The 19,068-nt window shown below is 42.8% G+C and carries 20 protein-coding genes and 1 pseudogene; 8 read left to right on the top strand and 13 right to left on the bottom strand.

All coding sequences use genetic code 11. The features are described from left to right. Window positions 1-121: 121 nt before the first annotated feature. From DWX33_RS20885 to DWX33_RS20895, 3 genes are all read right to left on the bottom strand, one after another. Window positions 122-760 (bottom strand): recombinase family protein, encoded by a 639-nt coding sequence (locus DWX33_RS20885; protein ID WP_007564634.1) that lies wholly within the window; start codon window positions 758-760, stop codon window positions 122-124. A gap of 241 nt (window positions 761-1,001) precedes the next feature. Further along, window positions 1,002-1,838, bottom strand: coding sequence for a virulence RhuM family protein (locus DWX33_RS20890; protein ID WP_007564633.1), 837 nt, complete (start codon window positions 1,836-1,838; stop codon window positions 1,002-1,004). Between the two features lie 3 nt (window positions 1,839-1,841). Continuing rightward, window positions 1,842-2,171 carry a hypothetical protein gene (locus DWX33_RS20895; protein WP_007564632.1) on the bottom strand — a complete coding sequence of 110 codons (330 nt, stop codon included), beginning with the start codon at window positions 2,169-2,171 and terminating at the stop codon, window positions 1,842-1,844. 287 nt (window positions 2,172-2,458) lie between these two features. On the opposite strand from DWX33_RS20895, the gene DWX33_RS20900 reads away from it, so the two are divergent. Together DWX33_RS20900 and DWX33_RS20905 are read left to right on the top strand one after the other, a co-directional pair. Next, on the top strand, window positions 2,459-3,217 hold the full coding sequence (locus DWX33_RS20900; RefSeq protein ID WP_005868802.1) for a ParA family protein: 759 nt from the start codon (window positions 2,459-2,461) through the stop codon (window positions 3,215-3,217). Window positions 3,218-3,221: 4 nt separating this feature from the next. Next, complete coding sequence (locus DWX33_RS20905; RefSeq protein ID WP_117984110.1) at window positions 3,222-3,479, top strand: hypothetical protein; 258 nt, start codon at window positions 3,222-3,224, stop codon at window positions 3,477-3,479. A 180-nt stretch (window positions 3,480-3,659) separates the two neighbouring features. On the opposite strand, the gene DWX33_RS20910 is transcribed toward DWX33_RS20905, so the two are convergent. Genes DWX33_RS20910 through DWX33_RS20920 form a run of 3 tightly spaced genes read right to left on the bottom strand, consistent with a single transcriptional unit; the run spans window position 3,660 to window position 6,973 of the window. Beyond that, entirely contained in the window at window positions 3,660-4,778 is a 1,119-nt protein-coding gene (locus tag DWX33_RS20910; RefSeq protein WP_117984111.1) for a fimbrillin family protein, read from the bottom strand. 45 nt (window positions 4,779-4,823) lie between these two features. Beyond that, window positions 4,824-5,744 carry a DUF5119 domain-containing protein gene (locus tag DWX33_RS20915; RefSeq protein ID WP_117984112.1) on the bottom strand — a complete coding sequence of 307 codons (921 nt, stop codon included), beginning with the start codon at window positions 5,742-5,744 and terminating at the stop codon, window positions 4,824-4,826. After that, window positions 5,741-6,973, bottom strand: coding sequence for a DUF3575 domain-containing protein (locus DWX33_RS20920; protein WP_005868809.1), 1,233 nt, complete (start codon window positions 6,971-6,973; stop codon window positions 5,741-5,743). Before DWX33_RS20920 ends, DWX33_RS20915 begins: the two co-directional genes overlap by 4 nt. A gap of 302 nt (window positions 6,974-7,275) precedes the next feature. Between DWX33_RS20920 and DWX33_RS20925 the strand changes: the two genes are divergently transcribed. Beyond that, entirely contained in the window at window positions 7,276-8,334 is a 1,059-nt protein-coding gene (locus DWX33_RS20925) for a LuxR C-terminal-related transcriptional regulator (RefSeq protein WP_117984113.1), read from the top strand. Window positions 8,335-8,639: 305 nt separating this feature from the next. Here the strand turns inward: DWX33_RS20925 and DWX33_RS20930 are convergent, their stop codons facing one another. Both DWX33_RS20930 and DWX33_RS22980 read right to left on the bottom strand, forming a co-directional pair. Beyond that, complete coding sequence (locus tag DWX33_RS20930; RefSeq protein WP_005868811.1) at window positions 8,640-9,920, bottom strand: ATP-binding protein; 1,281 nt, start codon at window positions 9,918-9,920, stop codon at window positions 8,640-8,642. 126 nt (window positions 9,921-10,046) lie between these two features. After that, window positions 10,047-10,206 (bottom strand): annotated as a pseudogene (locus DWX33_RS22980) (helix-turn-helix domain-containing protein). A 129-nt stretch (window positions 10,207-10,335) separates the two neighbouring features. Between DWX33_RS22980 and DWX33_RS20940 the strand changes: the two are divergent. From DWX33_RS20940 to DWX33_RS20955, 4 genes are all read left to right on the top strand, one after another. Then, window positions 10,336-10,686, top strand: coding sequence for a helix-turn-helix transcriptional regulator (locus tag DWX33_RS20940; RefSeq protein ID WP_005868812.1), 351 nt, complete (start codon window positions 10,336-10,338; stop codon window positions 10,684-10,686). Then, complete coding sequence (locus DWX33_RS20945; RefSeq protein ID WP_117984114.1) at window positions 10,679-12,268, top strand: type II toxin-antitoxin system HipA family toxin; 1,590 nt, start codon at window positions 10,679-10,681, stop codon at window positions 12,266-12,268. Before DWX33_RS20940 ends, DWX33_RS20945 begins: the two co-directional genes overlap by 8 nt. Before the next feature lie 99 nt (window positions 12,269-12,367). Then, complete coding sequence (locus DWX33_RS20950) at window positions 12,368-12,688, top strand: helix-turn-helix transcriptional regulator (RefSeq protein ID WP_005868815.1); 321 nt, start codon at window positions 12,368-12,370, stop codon at window positions 12,686-12,688. Next, window positions 12,678-14,204 (top strand): type II toxin-antitoxin system HipA family toxin, encoded by a 1,527-nt coding sequence (locus DWX33_RS20955; RefSeq protein WP_005868817.1) that lies wholly within the window; start codon window positions 12,678-12,680, stop codon window positions 14,202-14,204. The genes DWX33_RS20950 and DWX33_RS20955 overlap by 11 nt, the downstream gene beginning before the upstream one ends. Window positions 14,205-14,617: 413 nt before the next feature. Here DWX33_RS20955 and DWX33_RS20965 read toward each other — a convergent pair whose 3' ends face one another. The 5 genes from DWX33_RS20965 to DWX33_RS20985 all read right to left on the bottom strand — a co-directional run bounded on the left by DWX33_RS20965 (window position 14,618) and on the right by DWX33_RS20985 (window position 16,759). Then, complete coding sequence (locus DWX33_RS20965) at window positions 14,618-15,127, bottom strand: hypothetical protein (RefSeq protein WP_007569216.1); 510 nt, start codon at window positions 15,125-15,127, stop codon at window positions 14,618-14,620. Window positions 15,128-15,394: 267 nt separating this feature from the next. Beyond that, window positions 15,395-15,832 (bottom strand): hypothetical protein, encoded by a 438-nt coding sequence (locus DWX33_RS20970; RefSeq protein ID WP_005868821.1) that lies wholly within the window; start codon window positions 15,830-15,832, stop codon window positions 15,395-15,397. Window positions 15,833-15,875: 43 nt separating this feature from the next. Continuing rightward, on the bottom strand, window positions 15,876-16,124 hold the full coding sequence (locus DWX33_RS20975; RefSeq protein WP_005868823.1) for a hypothetical protein: 249 nt from the start codon (window positions 16,122-16,124) through the stop codon (window positions 15,876-15,878). Window positions 16,125-16,137: 13 nt separating this feature from the next. Continuing rightward, the gene (locus tag DWX33_RS20980) at window positions 16,138-16,374 is read right to left on the bottom strand and encodes a hypothetical protein (protein ID WP_005868824.1); all 237 of its coding nucleotides are present in this window, start codon (window positions 16,372-16,374) and stop codon (window positions 16,138-16,140) included. 73 nt (window positions 16,375-16,447) lie between these two features. Next, window positions 16,448-16,759: a DUF2958 domain-containing protein gene (locus tag DWX33_RS20985; RefSeq protein ID WP_005868826.1), complete on the bottom strand. Its 312-nt coding sequence runs from the start codon at window positions 16,757-16,759 to the stop codon at window positions 16,448-16,450. A 566-nt stretch (window positions 16,760-17,325) separates the two neighbouring features. Here DWX33_RS20985 and DWX33_RS20995 point away from each other — a divergent pair. After that, a complete protein-coding gene (locus tag DWX33_RS20995) occupies window positions 17,326-18,546 on the top strand; it encodes a site-specific integrase (RefSeq protein WP_117984116.1) in 1,221 nt (406 codons plus the stop codon). Window positions 18,547-19,068: the final 522 nt, after the last annotated feature.

The raw sequence follows: 19,068 nt of genomic DNA on the forward strand, positions 1-19,068 counted from the left end.
TTTTATTTAGATTCTGATTATTTTCGTGCAAATACTCGTTTTTAGACACGTGTAAATACTCGTTTTTAATTATGTGCATTTACTCGTATTTGTTGCAAAAATACAATATTTGTTCCGATAATCAGCTACTAATGAAGTCTTTTTTTACTTGTTGTATCGTCGAAACGGCCTTTCCCGTGAGCTTCGCCACGTTCCGGATCGAGTAGCCTTTCTTTAACAAGGCGATCGCCTCCCGGTATTCCTCTTTCCTCTGTTCGGCCGTTTTCCGGCTTCCCGGCTTCCGTCCCAGCCTGCCCCCTTTCTGGATGTACAACTCCCGTCCGCTATTAAGGCGGTCGATGATCCCCTGGCGTTCGATCGCGGCCAGTTCCCCCAACAGGGTAGTGATCAGAGAGGACAAGGGGTTTACCGTCTTGTCCGGCCGTAACGTTTCCAGGTTCAGGTTTTGAATATACACGCATATTTTATGCGTGTGCAGCGTATCGAGTGACTTTAGGATCTCCAGGGTTGAACGCCCCAGGCGTGAGATCTCGGTCAGCAACAACATATCCACCCGGTTCTGCGGATCTGTGCAGTATTCCAGGCAACGGCTTAAAACCGGGCGTTCGATATTGGCCTTTCGTCCGCTTATCTTTTCCTCAAAGACCGCCGTCACCTCGTACCCCCGTCCGGCTGCGAACCTCTCCAGATCGACAACCTGCCGTTCGGTCGATTGCCTGGCCGACTGCGAGCTTACACGTGAATAAATAACCACATTCATCCCTTTTGCTTTTGTTCTTCCTTATCTATTGTTTTAATCACCTTATCCACCTCTTTCAAGGAGGCATTATTTCCGGATCTATCCAAAAAAGAAATTCGCTAATTAACCTATAATTACTATCTTTGCATTGTAATGCTTGGTAAAGCCTCTGTTATCAAAACACGTAACCAAGTCAAGGATATACCCGTTCATCAAGAACGGGTTTTTCTTTTGCGACAGCCCATTCATAAGACAAAGGATATTATAACAGGTCAGTAATCACAGCCGCCGGAATATCCAGCTTTGAGAAAGCGAACATCTTTTTCCCCAGATCCTTTAACGAGGCTCCGATATGGTACACGTCCGTTTCATCAACGATCAGGAAACGGTCGTGACTGTCCCGGTACGTCCTGATGTCGATAGGTGGGTACTGGCTGTTATGCCTGTCAAGATCAAGTTGGAGTTGCTGCGTGATACGCTGGGTGTAAATGGTGGCCGAGACACCGACGCTGCGTTTACTCAACATGAGCAAGACCGTTTCGTCCACATAGTTGTCGATAAGCACGATCGAACGCCTGGCCGACTTTACCAGATCGGTAGCGAACTTGTACGCATCGAAAATCTGGCCGTTATAAAAAATGCCTTCGACCGGGGGCAAGGCAGTACGCACAAAAAAATCTATCTTCTCGGTATGTTGAGCGACAGTCCTTTCAAGTTCTGACAAACGTTTATTAATGGAATACCCTTTTAAAAGATAGTCCTTTAAAACCTTATTCGCCCATTGCCTAAATAAAATACCTCTTTTACTATTGACACGAAACCCAATGGATATGATCGCATCCAAATTGTAATAAGTCAGATTGCGCATCACTTGCCGTTTGCCTTCCTGTCGAACTGTTCGGAAATCCCGAACAGTTGAACTTTCCTCTAATTCTTTCTGATCATATATGTTTTTTATATGCTCGCTTATATTTGCTTTGCTGGATTGAAAAAGATCCACAATTTGCGCCTGTGTCAGCCAAACGGTTTCATCTTCCAGCCTCACTTCCAACTTGACCGCTTCATCCGGCTGGTATAATATGATTTCTCCCTGTTCCATTACTTATTTACCTTTTCTTAATTCATCAAGCCTCTGCATCGCACCGCTGAACTTCTCACTAAACATCATATCATCGGGCAAAACAAACCAGGTGGGAATACCTCTCGACTGTGGATTACCTATACATTCATCTTGCCCGTTCTGTTTGCGGTAATCGTCCCATTCACTATAAGCGATGTTCCAACGAATACCTAATTTATAGGTATTTTCCCATTTAATAATAGCCAGTGAATAGGCCGGATCATCTTTGCCGTCATAAATCACTTCTACAACTTCAACCATCCCTTTAGGGGAATTTATAAACTTCGGATTTTTATACGAATAAGTGCTCATGTCTTTTATTTTTTATTTATAGCACACAAAGATACTCAAAAACAAATATATACATATATACATACGTATGATTAACGTATAAAAACATTTATGGTTATTCTAATCTTTGATTAATTCCGGTACAGAAACAAAACGTACCGAAAGACGGAAACAGGATTTATTTCGGTACGCTTCCCCGATCGGTACAAAAAACACGCAAAAAACGAGAAATACTACTTTTAGTATTTTAGTATATTAGTATTTTAACTATATTTGCGGACATGACAACCATTTAAAAAACTGAATTTATGAGCAAAGCAAAAGTAATCTCCGTATTGAATCACAAGGGGGGAGTAGGAAAGACCACAACCACGATCAACCTGGGCGGCGCGTTACGTCAAAAAGGGTACAAGGTTCTTTTGATCGACCTTGACGGGCAGGCCAACCTGACCGAATCGCTGGGCTTCTCCGCGGAGCTTCCCCAAACGATCTACGGCGCGATGAAAGGCGAATACGACCTGCCGATCTACGAGCATAAGGACGGCCTTAGCGTCGTTCCCTCCTGCCTGGATCTCTCGGCCGTTGAAACGGAGTTAATCAACGAGGCCGGGCGGGAACTTATCTTAGCCCACCTTATCAAGGGCCAAAAGGAGAAATTCGATTATATCCTGATCGACTGTCCCCCCTCGCTGTCGCTGCTCACGCTTAACGCACTGACGGCCTCGGATCGGCTGATTATCCCGGTTCAGGCTCAATTCCTGGCAATGCGTGGAATGGCCAAACTTATGCAGGTCGTCCACAAGGTGCAGCAACGTTTGAACTCGGATCTTTCGATAGCCGGGGTTCTGATAACCCAGTACGACGGAAGAAAGAACCTGAACAAGAGCGTTTCGGAACTGGTACAGGAAACATTCCAGGGCAAAGTGTTCAGCACCCATATACGCAACGCCATTACGCTGGCCGAAGCCCCGACACAAGGGCAGGATATTTTTCACTATGCCCCCAAATCTGCCGGGGCAGAGGACTACGAGAAGGTATGTAACGAACTGCTAACAGAAATAAAGTAACCATATGGCAAAGAAGAACGATTTAAAAAACAGTATGTCGGCCGGGCTGACCGGGGGATTAGACAGCCTGATCCAATCCACGTCCGGGCAAAAAGAGGCTCAAAAGCCGAAGAAAGCGAAAACCGTGCATTGTAATTTTGTCATGGACGAAACCTATCACCAGAACTTAAAGCTGATCGCGATCCGCAAAGGCGATTCGCTAAAATCGGTATTGCAAGAGGCTATATCTGACTACTTGGATAAAAACAGTTCCCTGCTATAACAGCGTATCGGGAATATACAGGGCAAACACTCCACAAAAGAAATTCTCCAGGAAAAAGGTACGCAAAAAGCAACCCTACACATAAATTACAGATGATAAAAGCAATAAAAAACCCGTTGGCGGGATTAATCTTGCGTATGTTTAACCTGCCAACGGGTACGATATTAATAAACGTTTGGATTAAGGTTTGACGTTTACGTCTTTATTATCTGCATCAACCCAGCCTGTTGTCTCTGCATCAAACTGGATCGGATTCAACACAGCCTCTCCCTGATCAGTATAACCACCACCGAAAATCAATGTGTAGATATATCGCTTGCCCGGTTCCCATATAGCTCTGAACGGAACATAAATTGTTCCGTAATTATCTGCTGAACCCAACAGATAAGCTCCGGACTGCTGGATTTTGCAGGCAATCTCCAGGTAACATTGCTTCGCATCGTCGGCACCCTTCTTGGTTTTGCTGGCTCCGGAAACAGTCCAAGCAGTCAGCTCCTGTGGTATATTCAGCATAGGAGTAGCTGTGGTAATATCGGTAGCTTCGGTATTGCTATTGACCGTGATGTTTGCGTTTTTCACTACGGTAAACATGTTAAAAGATGCTAAATCAGGCGAATTCCAACTTCCCGTTTCTTCGGCTGTCGCAGGCAATGTGAAGGTGCCGGCAAATTTGAAATTATGAATCTTGATCATGTCGATGTCCACCTGCATGTTATCGTATTCGGTCTTTGCTTTGAATACGACCTGTGACAGAATATGCTTGAATTTAAATTTCACTATTCCGTTGTTCATGTCTTTTGTCCGGTCTTTGGCCATGGCATACATCACGTCGTAGTTTGCATGAGTACCGGCTCCATACTCATCGATGCAGGTATAACTTATCTTTTGGACAGTCCTGGAGGCTTCCCACATATAATTCACCATCATGTCTTCACTAACCGTTCCGGGATTGAACGCGTAAAAGTCCAAAGCCTCGGTAGGCCAATAACGAAGGTCGTTCGCATCGTCATAATCCCACTTACCATTTTTGTACACGATCTTCACTCCGTCATGTCCAAATTCCGTGTCTACCTTTCCCATGAAGGCAGTACCATCCGTCGTAAAAGCGAACACGTCGAAATCGGTGCTCTTCAAGTTGGTGTTGGTAGTAGGGATAGCCCTCGTTTCCGCCGCATTACTTAACACGTTAAAACCAATCGCATTCCGTGAGGAAGTTTCCACATTCGCAATCTCCTCGTCTGAGCAACCCATCAACAATGTTCCAAAGATTGCCCCAAGCATTACTGTACTTTTTTTCATAAATAAAAATAAATCAAATTGATACATATAATTAATAAACTCATATTACAACACTATATCCATATTCACATCATCCCAATCATCAACGTCCACATCAAATCCCGCACCGTCACTTCCCGGCTCGGATGGCACCTCATAATCAAAATTCAACACCAGATGCACATCACCGACATGCCCCACTACCGGGACATCATGCACTTGGCCGCTCACGTCCTGTTCCAATACAGACATGCTGCCGGAACGGTTCTTGAGATACAGCCGGAAAACATTGTGCTCTCCTTCAAGTGCGGAATACCCAAACGTATAGAATCCGCCTATAATCTGATTCCGCGAAACCATTCCATCAAAGAGCAGGCTCTCCGAAAGACCGGCGGGCAAACTGTCGCCGGACATGTTAAGCGATCCGGACATGCCGGAAAGAGCAGCCCGCAAATCCGCCACCCTATCCAGTCCCCGAAGACCGTTCACCTCATACGTGTAGTGACATACCATGTTTACGGGAGTCAGCCGTACCATCTCCGCGCTTCCTCCCGGAATGTCCTTGAGGATAACTCTGTCTATATGGTCGCCACACAGCCAAGGTGGGGTGACGGCCATTGTCCGGTTATCCGGCGACTGAACATCACGCGTATCGGCAGTAAAAAGCGTGTAACTGCCGTTTTCTTTCCAAACCATCCCGTCGGTATCGTAGTTGAAGCAAATTACCCGGTAATCATTCTCGGGAAGCTCCACTTCCCCATCCTCTCCTCCGGGGAAATCAAATATCCACGTGTTGCTTTCATCGTCGGTCGGATAAAATACGACCCTCATGCCTTCAGGCTTGTCATGATTGGAAATCTTGGTCCAGTCGAATATTACCCGCACCGTGGCAAAGTGCGGATGATCGTAACATAAATCCTTATGCTCACAAGCCGTCAGTCCTATCCATAAAAATATGAACACCAGACTAAAGCGTATCCGTATCACTGCCTGCCTCCTTTCTTCCGGCTATAATTCCCCCGCCCGATCAACCACACCAAAGAGATACCCGCCTTGGTCGGGCCGAACCAGCGGCGGTTTTTAGTGGTCTGCCATACATAGTGACCGTCCAAAGGGATGTACTCCTTGTACGATCCTCCAAGGTAGCCGATTCCCAACGTGAAATCCACATTGAACCGATGTCCCACAGGTAACGAGTAGCCGTAAGCCACGCCTCCCCCGTAACTCCATTTATCCCCCAAGTAACCTTTCCCACCCAATTCGAAATCATAGGTGACGATCTGCCCGTACAATCCGACATGATGCCCGGAAAACGGTTTTTCCACCGCTCTCCGACCGAACCAGCGGCGCAACTCCACATCTCCCCCATAGATACGCCAATAATTATGCTTCCGGTCACTTTTCCACCAGGCATACATCCAATTCCCGGCCACAGACCAGTTCTTCCCCAAACAGAACTCAACCCCGATGTCAGGTATCAAAACAGCGTCATAAAGCAAGTTTGTTTTCACCGCCATGCAAAACGGCCGTTTCTTTACCGGAGCTATGACGGTAACGGTATCACGGATGCACAACGTATCACGTGTATGTATATATACCGTATCTCTGACGGGATTTATCGGATCACTATCATAGCATATTTTCACCATCGACGAACGAAGTTTCGGAAAATGGAATTTATACAAATATGAGTATGGCCTCCCCCCTTTCAGTCTTTTCAGTTCTCCCCCCAAATAAGGGCTGTCCTGGTTTTCCAAACGGACGATCTTCTCCAACAAACGAAGGACATCCTCCCTCTCCGGAACATTCACATCCGCTCTCACCATCGTTATAAGTCCGTTCCAGTCACTTCCCGAAAAATGAAAATCCTTCTCCAATACCGGAATCTTTATATAAGGTGATATATACCGCCACAAAACCTCTGCTCGTTTTTCAGACAGCCTTCCATTCAATAGCCCCCCTCCTTCCGGGGAAGCTCCTCCTATTATTTGAATTTTCCTGATAAGACGGACGGAGTCGTTCAATGCGGAACAGATTTTAGCAAACCGCTCCATCTCGTTCCCATTGTCAAGTAAACATGTATCTATATTTACCTTTCCTTGATGAAAATAGATCCTTACCGAATCACGCTTCTCCTGAGCGGATATTTCTCCGCTTATACTCAACACGAGCACGAACAATACACATTTAATATAAAAAAAACATCTTTTCGTCATTTAATCATTTGTTAATATGACAATCCAAACCCAGGCTTTTACACCCCCCTGAATTTCAACCGCAAAAATACATACCTATAAACCAACCTCCAAAGCAAAAAACAAGTATTTTAAACTTATAAATACTTAAAAAGACAACCACACAACAGCTACAACACTTACCACAGCAGCCAATCACGCTTACACAACAATTAAAAACACTTAACATCATAAAGAAAAGTACTTAAACATACAAAAAAAAAAAAAAACAGTTATTTTTGCAGGAAACATCATACTTAATAACACTTAAAACAATAAAACACATGAAAATCAGCACAAAAGCCGCCACTTTTCTAAGTTCAATAAAAACTCAAACTTACGACAAAAAAGAAAGAGAAAAGATAATAACGTATCAACAAAAACGTGTCTTTCATCTATCCCTGCTCATGCTGGCCTTATGCGCACCCATATACATATTTTCAGTTCCATTTCCCAATGAACAGTTTTATTATATTAACAGCGCATTATTCCTGTTTATCATTATGTGTACTCTCGCTTATTTTAAAAAGAGAGTAAATCTGACCACGACCTTTTCCATTATACTGATAGCCATACATATCGAGATTTTTATCGAAATAATTTATTGCTCAATATGTAGCGGATATGAATATAGTTATCAAAGAGCATTGATAATGAGTAACCTTACTCTCTCTATCTTATTTATCATGCTTTCCATCTGTGCCTATATGAGTAAGATCTCCATCCTATTGTCCTCCCTTACCATAGCTTCCTATACAATCTGCACACTTATCACCGACGAACCGTTCCTATACAGTTATCTGCCTTTGGTCATCATCATATACACCATGATCCCCTTATTAGGAAGATCCATACACAGCAATATCAGCAACTTGCTAAAAAGTAGCAACTTGCTAAAAGAGGAAGAGGAAATGCTTTTGAAACGTCTCCAAATGAAAAAGGAAGAACTATTTGCGTTCGCCGAGTTGTTAAGCGAGAATAACCCGGAAGAAAAGACAAGCTCCCTGTTAAGCATAATAGGGGAACAATCCAAAGAAAATCTTTTTACAGCCCTTGCCGCATACCAGAAAAAGGAAAAAAGTAAACTTGATACAATCAGGAGAATATATCCCAATTTATCCCCGTCCGAATTAAACATCTGCCGTTTAATACTGCAAGACAAGACCGTCAGCCAAATATGCGAATTATTACATCGGAGTAGCGGAAACATAACCAGCCAACGAGCGAACATACGTGCCAAACTCGGACTGAAAAAAAGCGACAATTTAAAAGAAGCATTACAAGAACGCATGAGGCTGTATGAAGAAGAACACCGGCAAGAGGACTTTTCAGCCATGCGTTAGGGATTGCAGAGTAAAGCCCACAGCCTTTAGGCGAGGACTTGCAACGAAAAGCCTGACCGTCCCACAGGAACGCCCAAAAGAAAAAGAATCCCCCGAACATTCATCCGGGGGACATCCAAGCCGTCACATCAATTATAATACAGATTCAGATCATCCGTGCCAATCTCCTTTCCGTCCCGGAAAACAAGGCGTAAATCAATCCTCTCTCTGTTTTCATTGCCACAAAGATAGACATACCGGCCAACATACGCATCATACTTATCAATCAGTTCTAACGGTATGACCGGCATGGGAAAAGGATACACCTATATTGCATATAGCGGAAAATTTGTAAGATTACCCTGTACTTTATAAGGCAACATAGAAAATCTCTCCGCATGCAATTCCGGTCTTTTTCCCAGTAATGCTGTCAACGAATTGGCCCGGACATTCCCTTCGGCCTTCACTTCTATCGGCACCATTTGGGCATTACGTTGAATAACAAAATCCAACTCAAGACGCGAATTGTCTGTGTTATGGTAATAAATCGGTGACACGCCCTTACTTTTCATCTGCTGCAATACATACTGTTCAGTCATTCCTCCCTTGTATTCCTTAAATATGTCGTTTTTAATCAAGACTTGGGCCGGATCTGTCTTGACCATAGCACCCATAAGCCCCAAATCAACCATATAGAGTTTGAAAGCCGACAGGTCTTCATAAATATCAAGCGGAAGCTCCGGTTTGGTACATCGAGGCACTTTATACAACAACCCGGCATTTACAAGCCATTGAATGGCCATCTCAAAATCATTGGCTCTGGCACCTTTTCGCAAAGCTCCGTAAATGAATTTCTTGTTTTCTTTAAATAATTGGGAAGGAATGCTGTTCCATACCATTCGGACACGCGGAACCTGTTCTTTGGGCGCATGTTTTGAGAAGTCAAGATCATAGCCTTGCAAAATCTCCGACTGTATTCTTCTGACTTCCAGCAAGGAATCCGTTTCTACATATTTGAGTACAACTTCCGGCATACCACCTACATAATAATATTGCCGAAGGAGATCCGTATATTTGTCATGCAGGAGGCTTATCGTTTCAAAATCCCCACTCATAAGCAATTTACAAGCTTCTTCTTCTCCCTTGGCGACAAGAAACTCTTCAAAGTTCATAGGAAATATATTGATGACATTTACCTTCCCTACGGGATAAGACACATCCTGATGAAGGGATATCCCCAAAAGTGAACCTGCCACAGCTATATGATACTCCGGAACCTCCTCTTTAAAATACTTCAAAGATTCCAGTGCTTCCGGGATATCTTGTATCTCATCAAGGATAATAAGCGTATCACCCGGAGTAATGTCAACGGAAGTCATCGCACGCAGCCCCCGTAAAATTCTGTCAACATTGAAATCCTGAGAAAAAAGCTGGCGTGCAAGGTTATTCTTACGGCATACCACATAAGCCTCTTTTTTGTATTCAAGTTTGGCAAACTCATGGAGCAGCCATGTTTTCCCAACTTGTCGGGCACCATTTAAAATCAGAGGTTTTCTATCCTCACGGTTTTTCCATTCTATAAGTTGTTGCAAAACAAATCTTTTCATCTACAAACAGCATTTTTATACATGTAAAAACAGCGTATAATACATTTATCCGCACTTATTTAAAGCACAAATATACTAAAATAAACAGATAATAGAAGCAATTTTATATATTTTTCCGCACTTTAATCAACTCCAATGGAAAGCAGTAGCCAATTTAGGATTGCCTTCTCCACGCTCGATGGCCACCAGCGTATTGATGCCCACGCCCGCCAGTTCGGAGAAGTTCCAGCTGATTGACCTTCAAACTCTTCCTGCACTCTTTAATCATCTTTCCTAGCTCTTTCATATTCACAACACATTGTGATTTTAGTCAGTTTTCATCCTAGTTCAAAGAAAAAAACAGCCGATAAAGCAACTATAATCATTGTATTCATATAGATTAACATCATATATTCAAGTTAATCTATATATTTACATGGATTATTTGTATATTTGCAAAAAAGGAACAACCATGTGGAATGAAATGAGCAATCCAGCTGTGCTGATGAGAATCGGCCAGCGCATCAAAGAGACACGTATCAGGCAGCATATCACGCAGGAAGAACTGGCAACGGCTTCCGGTGTAAGCCCCTTGACCGTTGCGAACATCGAGAAGGGCAAATCGGTATCGCTGCTGTTGTTCATCAGCGTACTCCGCTCGCTCGGCCTGCTGGAGAACCTGGAGCAACTGGTACCGGAAATCCGGGTCAGCCCGATAGAGCTCAAAAAACTGCAAGGAAAGAAACGCTACCGTGTACGCCATTTAAAACAAGATAACCATGAATGATTTGATAGTAGATGTAAAGCTATGGGGAGAAAGCGTAGGCTCTCTCTATTGGGAAAAGGAAAGCAATGCCGCCTTGTTCGACTATGAACGGAAGTTCATCCGCTCCGGTCTTGACATTTCTCCCATCATCATGCCCATCAGCCAGTACAGGAACACCCCCTACCGGTTCCTTGAAAACCGTACCGACTGTTTCAAGGGGTTGCCCGGCCTGTTTGCCGATTCACTGCCGGACACTTTCGGAAACCAGATCATCAATGAATGGTTTGCCAGCAAGGGATTGTCCGGAGAAGAGATTACCCCTTTAGACAGGCTTTGCTATGTAGGCAAACGTGGCATGGGCGCACTGGAGTTTGAGCCGTCCTCGCCAATCAACGGCATGAACGAATCATCAGTGCTCCATATCGAGGAACTGACTGAGCTTGCCAAATCCGTATTCACGGACAGAATGGCTTTTCAGGTCCAACTGCGCCAGGAAGGAAGAAACATTCTGGATATACTGAAAGTGGGAACATCTGCCGGAGGTGCCAAGCCCAAGGCCATCATCGCCTACAACGATATTACCGGAGAGGTACGCTCCGGACAGGTAAAAGCTCCTGAAGGATTCGGGTATTGGCTGTTGAAATTTGATGGCGGCAAATACAGCGAACACACGCAGATAACGGACAATCCACAAGGAATAGGAAATATCGAATATGCCTATCACCGGATGGCAAAAGCCTGCGGTATCGATATGATGGAATGCCGGTTACTTCAGGAAAAAGAGTCATATCACTTTATGACACGACGTTTTGACCGTATGGAAGACGGAGAGAAGATCCATGTACAGACATTGGCCGGGCTTGCCCACTATGACCGTGACCAACGCCATTCATACGAAGAGATATTCCGTATCATGCGGCAGATGAACCTCCCTTATCCAGAGCAGGAGGAACTATACCGAAGAATGGTGTTCAACGTCATGAGCCGGAACCATGACGACCATAGCAAGAACTTATCTTTCCTGATGGATAGACAAGGGAAGTGGAAACTGGCCCCGGCATACGACCTCTGCTACTCATACACACCGGGCGGCAAATGGACGAACCGCCACCAGCTGTCACTCAACGGCAAACAAGACAATTTCACGATGGAAGATCTGCAAAAGGTAGGTGAGAACATGGGTATCCGGAAACACAAACAGATTATCGAAGAGATACAGGAAACCGTATCGCATTGGCATGAGACTGCCAAGGATTGCGGGGTCAAGCCGGAACACGCCGATTTTATCGGAAAAAACCTGCTCTTGTTCGGCAAGCAACTGCATACCATCCAAATGCCGGACATTGCCAACGAACAAGAGCAGGCTTTCATGAAGGCTATGCGAAATGATGACTTCAACGCCATCCTGGAACTGAAGATGAGAGGATATCAGCCATCGGAGAACACACTGAAAAGCCTCCAGCCGGATGTATCCGCCACCACCTTCATCGCTGCCGCCAAAATCTTCCAAATGGAAGGGATGCTAAAAAGCCTTCAGGACATAAAACCCGCGCAAAGCCCGATTACAGGCGGCAATAAACGTAGCATGGAATTGGGGGATTAGCACACAAACTACATCGCGCACAATTCAATATAACAGTAAATATATTAATTGTTATATATAATATTTTGATTTAACAATTAATATATTTACCTTTGTAAAATGACAACGAATCACATCACCCAAGCCATGGCCAATCCGGAAATCATAGTGGAACTGGGCAGACGATTTAAGGAATACAGGCTAACCTATAGGCTCACCCAAAAAGAGGCTGCCGAGAAAGCCGGTGTCAGCCTTATCACCTTACGCCAGTTTGAGAACGGGAAGGCCTATAACATCAATATGGGCAACTTTCTTGCCCTGTTACGAGTAGTGGACTGTCTGGAACAGATGGATGATCTGATGCCGGAAATACCTGTTTCAGCCTATACAATGGAACGAATAATGAATAAAAAGCCGAAAAGGATAAGACATGGAAAATAATGTTGTGAGTGTTATGTTATGGGGAGAAGAAGTCGGAAAGCTCTATTGGGACGAAAGAAACAAAAGAGCCGTCTTCAACTATCATCCGGATTTCATCAAGAAAGGAGTGGAAATCGCCCCACTGACCGCTTCTGTCAAAGGACCGGCGGCAAAGGGTATGCCCATACTCGGAAACAAAGAAAAGACTTATCAAGGTCTCCCACCGTTTTTGGCAGATTCATTGCCTGATCGGTGGGGTAACATGGTCTTCGACCAATGGGCGGCACAAAACCATATCCCCAAGCGCAAACTCACACCGGTAGATAAACTGTCTTTCATCGGGAAACGGGGAATGGGAGCCTTTGAGTTCATCCCGGCCACTCCTGGATTGGAATCCTCTTCCACTCTCCAGATAGAGAGTTTATACCAACTGGCACGCCGTATCTTTGAGGAACGGGAGGAAATATCCGTGCAAGATGACGAAGCACTGCAACTGCAAAGTATCTATGAGATAGGTACATCAGCCGGAGGGCAGCACCCGAAAGCCATCATCGCCATCAATGAAACGACACATGATATACGTTCCGGCCAAGTCCCTTTACCGGAGGGCTATACCTACTACATATTGAAGTTTGCAGAAGGGGACGATTTTCCGTTCACGCAAATGGAAATGGTATATTATGAGATGGCAAAGGAAGCCGGGATTACGATGATGCCTTCCCGACTCATTCAAATTGAGGGAAAACATCACTTCCTGACGGAGCGTTACGATAGGATAAACGGAGAGAAGATACATACACAGACACTTGCTGCCATGAATCCGGATGCAACGAGCTATGAGGATTTGTTTGAAGTCTGCCGAAAACTGAACATCCCGGCAAGCGAACAGTCCGAACTCTACCGTAGGACGGTATTCAATATCATGGGCGGCAATGTGGATGACCACATCAAGAATTTCTCTTTCCTGATGGAAAGAAACGGCACATGGCACATCACCCCAGCCTACGACATGACATTCACCACCAATTTGGACGGTGCGGCATACGAAAACGCACACTCCATGAGCATTGCAGGAAAAGATAACGACATCACGGAAGATGACCTGATGCAATTTGCCAAACAGAACGGAATAAAGAATGCGAAAAGGATAATCGAAGAAGTCAGCCTTGCCATCAGCCATTTTTACGATTATGCCACCAATCATCAAATCGATGACTATTGGAAAGACCGCATCGAAGAGCATCTTTCCGGTTTGGTATCTCCGATCATAGGGAAAACCATGAAACACTACCTGCCCACCATTGTCGAACCCTACGAGACAGAGGATGGCTTTTTGGTATCAGAAATCAACATCATCGAAAACACCCGGCATGATTTCCGTATCGAGGCCTTCATAAACGGAAAGCGACAGAAATACATTGCCGGGCGTAAAAGCGATTTGGCTGCTGAAGTCATTGCCAAAGGCAGAAACAAGATGCCCGTTGAGAACAAGAAAGAACTTGTGGAACGGTTGTTACTGCCTTTAGCTAGAAGATAAAAACAGACGAATAGCGACACTATTACATTAATAAAAAGTCTGTTCTTGTTCGGCAAGCAACTGCATACGATCCAAATCCGGACATTGCCAACGAACAAGAGGAGGCTTTCATGAAGGCTATGCGAAATGATGACTTCAATACCATTCTGGAACTGAAGATGAGAGGATATCAGCCATCGGAGAACACACTGAAAAGCCTCCAGCCGGATATATCCTCCACCACCTTCATCGCTGCTGTCAAAATCTTCCAAATGGAAGGGGTACTAAAAAGCCTTCAGGACATAAAGTCTGCGCAAAGCCCGATTACAAGCGGTAATAAACGTAACATGGAGCAAACAAATTTACTATTCAATTTTCAGTTTTTTTCTATTTCTATACTACTGTACGCCATAAAATAACGAAGAAACTTATTCCTATATCAATTCATAATCAATAACATACAATTCACCAAGAATATTAGGGAATGCTACAGTATCATATATCACCTGCCCTACTCCATTAAAATTACCCGGAGATATTACAGATGCTACAACACCATGATAAGCTGTGGGAGAAAAAGAAAGATCTGCTAATCCATTTATCCCAATAACATTTTTCTGTACACCAGCATTATTAACATTACAAAAAATTGCATAATGAATAGTTTGATGTAAATTTACAGCAGCATTAGGAAGATGCACAAAATATAATATATCTCCATTATTACATTTAGCTAAATCATGATAGGTATTTATTTTTTGTATCATACTTTCTAAAGAAGCTCCAAAAGGATTAACTGAAATTCTTTTTCCTGTTGCCTGTTCTATAATTCCTCTAACTAAATTAGCACACCCTCCACCATTTGTAGGTAAATTAACATTCAAATTCTGAGTATTAGTAATAAATTGTGTAATCAATTGTCTATCATTTATACTTATAGCCATATATTATAACTCATGTTCTCCTACTCTCTCAAAGGCTTTTCGGAACCTGCCTATAAAAACTGTCTCTGTAAGCTTACCCCACAAATCTACCCTATAATCCCCAAACCGCTATCATCCCTTTTCTGAATGCCATGGAATTTTTTCCGAATACATAAGTTAGAAGATGAAAAAAGATTGTATTCAAAGTTTTTGGTTCTTTTTTGAAAAAAGAACCGCTGGCCAAAAATCCAACGGTTACTTTACTTTCGGAAAAATATGCAATGAAGTTTATAGGCCGAATGAGGAACGCAGCTTCTTCATGGCATTCTCCACATCAAAGAAAGACACATCCATAAGATCTTCTCCCCATGCTTCCGGAAAGTCAAGAATGGAACGTCCGTTATTAAGAACCGCATCACGGATGGCTTTCATCACATTCTGCCGAGTCGGTTCCAGCTTGAAGAAAAGGCAATGCCTGACTGCCATTGTAAGGGTATCATCATCTATAAAGAAACGGATGGTGACGGTCATGTGTACCTGCGTCCGTTTCTCCAGTTTCTTCTTTTTAGTTTCCAGTTTGGCCAACCGGGAAACATAGAATGAAGGGATATGTTTCCCGGATTCAACGCAAGTCTTCATCGCTTCATGTATTTCAGCGATGCCGTCACGTATATCCGTCAAGTCGGTGCAGTTGGATGCAACCGTATAAGCCGATAACTTTTTCATCTCAAAAGCCGTTTTTATATGGCAAAAGCCCTGTTTGTGAAACTTATAATATATGAATCTCCTTATCACCTACCTTCTCGTCCGATACGACCAATACCTCGTACTTCATCCTCTTGTAATTATAGACTACGGCAAGCGTATTAAAGCCACCGTTATCATACCGCCTGTCATAAACGGTATGTACATACTCATACATCGCATTCCCCATCATGAACTTTACGGAAACATCCGTAAAGTAAAATGCCACCGCATAAGCCAGCGTTTTCTTTTTATCAACCTTTTTTGTTTTCATAACCATTTGTCCTTTATTGTTTTCTGATAAAATATTCAATGGCCGAATGAACCAATATATAATGTGTGGGTGTCTGCCTGCACTGTTCCGCATAAGGATTATAGAACTGGAGAGCCAGCGCATGGTATAATTCCGGCAATTCCCGCTTGATTCTCGCCGTAAGCAGCCGATAGGAGCATTTTCTACCGTACTTCATCAGCTCACGCCATTTGTCCTGTGTTATTTCCGTGCAATTCGTCTCGTAAACCATAACTTCCGTTTTTAAGTTCAATATTCCGGTTGGAAAGCGGAAAGGGGTTGTTCCCTCTCCGTTTATTCTCTAATCAATTCAGGCAAGCTTTTACCGTTATACCGGTTTTCAGTCCTTTATCCAGCTGCACGGTCAACCCACGAACATTCACCTCTTGAATTTGAGAAAGAAGCACATAACCCCATTCCCATTCTTGAATATGGCAATAACCGAAAAAAAGCCAGTCACCGTCTTCCTGCTGTTCGGCTTCCGTTACCAACCATACCACCGAAGAAAAAGGAAGGAAAAACCTTGCGATGACTTCCGCATTAAGCCCCTGCCCCTCTTTTGAGTACAAAGGGTTGGCTTCAAACACATTCTTTAGTTGTTCCGTCACTGTAATCATATGTCACATTTTTAAAGGGTTAAACTTCTAATTTTATGCTTCAGCTAGATTTAAAGACCTTTTTTTAAAACCCCTTTCCGGGATGGCCTTTTCTTTCTGCCGACTTTTTTTTTGAGCTTTCATGCCCCATCTGAGTTTATAAGCCTTTTTTTTACGGCACACAACAAGAAGGAAGGAGGGATTGAGAAAAGTTTTGGACGACAAAAAATGTTGGGGACAGCGAAGCCGTCCGGCGTTATTTTTTTCGGTACAAAGGGCGAAGACCGGAACTCTTTCGTATCCATCCACCGAAATAAATTTGCCGTTCAAAAACAAAGGCTCTCAAACGGGGCTATGAAAAAACGTACATTAGGGGAGGCAGAAAACAAGGAAAAGGGCAGTACGGAAATAAAAGAAGAATAAAATCCAACATTATTCACATTGATATATAATAGCCAAGTATTTCGCCATATCAATATAAATCCAACTATAATCAAAATCAAACAGTTATCTAATTTATTGGTTATTAAACATATAATACGCCAAAACATTTATTTTGGAGAATATAATATTAATTAAACAAAAAAATGGCATCATTAAAAATAAAGTATCGACATTCCTCTATAGAAGGAAAAGCGGGAACATTGTTCTATCAAGTAATTCATAATCGTGTAGCAAGGCAGATAAATTCAGGATACAAGATTTATCCTGACGAGTGGGATATTTTCAATTCCCAAATAATCATACCAGCAAAGACAGGAGAAAACCGGCATCGGTATTTGGTTTCTTTAAAAAAATGTATTGAGGAAGACACCTCACGTCTAAAAGATATTATGATAAGATTTGAGAATCTTGGATACAAATATACGGCAGACGAAATCATTGAATATTATTCCGCTCCTCCTGTGAACGAGTACTTTGTGTCATTTTGTGAGAATCTCATTGAAGAATTGAGACAAATAGGTAAAATACGCACCACAGAAACTTATACCACTACGCTCAATAGCTTCAAGCGATTCATGAATTTCAGAAAGAAAGGCAGAGACATCCCTTTCGACAATATAGACTCCAACCTGATGATGGAATATGAACAATATCTAAAATCTAATGACATTTGTCCGAACAGTACTTCCTATTACATGAGAAACCTCAGAGCCATGTATAATCGTGCCGTAGAAAAAGAATTGGTTATACAGCGATATCCGTTTAAACATGTATATACGGGCATAGATAAAACTGTAAAACGGGCAGTTCCGGCCAAAATTATCCGACAGATACGCGATATGGATTTAAGTCACGACTCCTCTTTGGAATATGCAAGAGACCTATTTATGTTCAGTTTTTATACCCGAGGGATGTCATTTATAGACATGGCTTATCTAAAGAAAAGTAATTTGCAAAACGGTTTTTTATCATATCGCAGAAAAAAGACCAACCAACAGCTAGTAATCAAATGGGAAAAGCCCATGCAAGAAATCATAGATAAATACGATACCATAGGTTCTTCTTATCTATTGCCGATCATTCTCGACGCAAAAACGGATGAACGGAAACAATACAAGAATGCAGCCCAGCTGGTGAATTCAAAACTAAAGAAATTGGGAAAACAAATCGGCCTTCCTATTCCGCTGACGAGTTATGTGGCACGTCACGCCTGGGCTTCTATCGCCAGAAACAAAAACATTCCGTTGGCTACCATCAGCGAAGCTATGGGACATGATTCAGAAAGCACTACACGGATTTATCTTGCATCGTTAGACACCTCCGTAGTGGATAAAGCGAACAGTATTATTTTAAATACACTTTAATTCACATTATAAAACAGTTTACGCCATAGGTTTCAGCATACGTGCCCAATCGGCCCGCTGTTATTCTATGGCAATTATTATTTTTATTTATCTGACAAAAAATAAGTTGGAATTATGTTATACAAATTGAAGTTTTCTTTCTGAGAGAAAGATTTGTAAATGCAAAAGTACAAAAGATAACACAAAAAACACTAAAAATCAGAAGAAAAATATTAGTCATACCATAAAAAATAAGAGGTATGATTAGAAAAAACTGATTATTTGTTGAGCAAATTGATTATACCAATCTTATAAATATTTGATATACATCAAAATACCAATCACCCCATTTCTCTCAGAAAGAGAAACACCGAAAATAGGAGAAATTTCCTATACGAATGCCATAGGAATATAATGAACAAGTATATACCCTATACTTTCAGTTGTATGACAAGATGGATTCAGAAAGGAAAAAGCCCCGTGAAAGTACAAAATTCTTGCTCCTCAAATCCGCAACTAAGCTCTTCAGCGTCCTTCTTGCGT

The sequence above is a fragment of the Parabacteroides sp. AF19-14 genome, assembly GCF_003635485.1.
In the GTDB taxonomy this organism is placed as follows: Bacteria; Bacteroidota; Bacteroidia; order Bacteroidales; family Tannerellaceae; genus Parabacteroides; species Parabacteroides distasonis.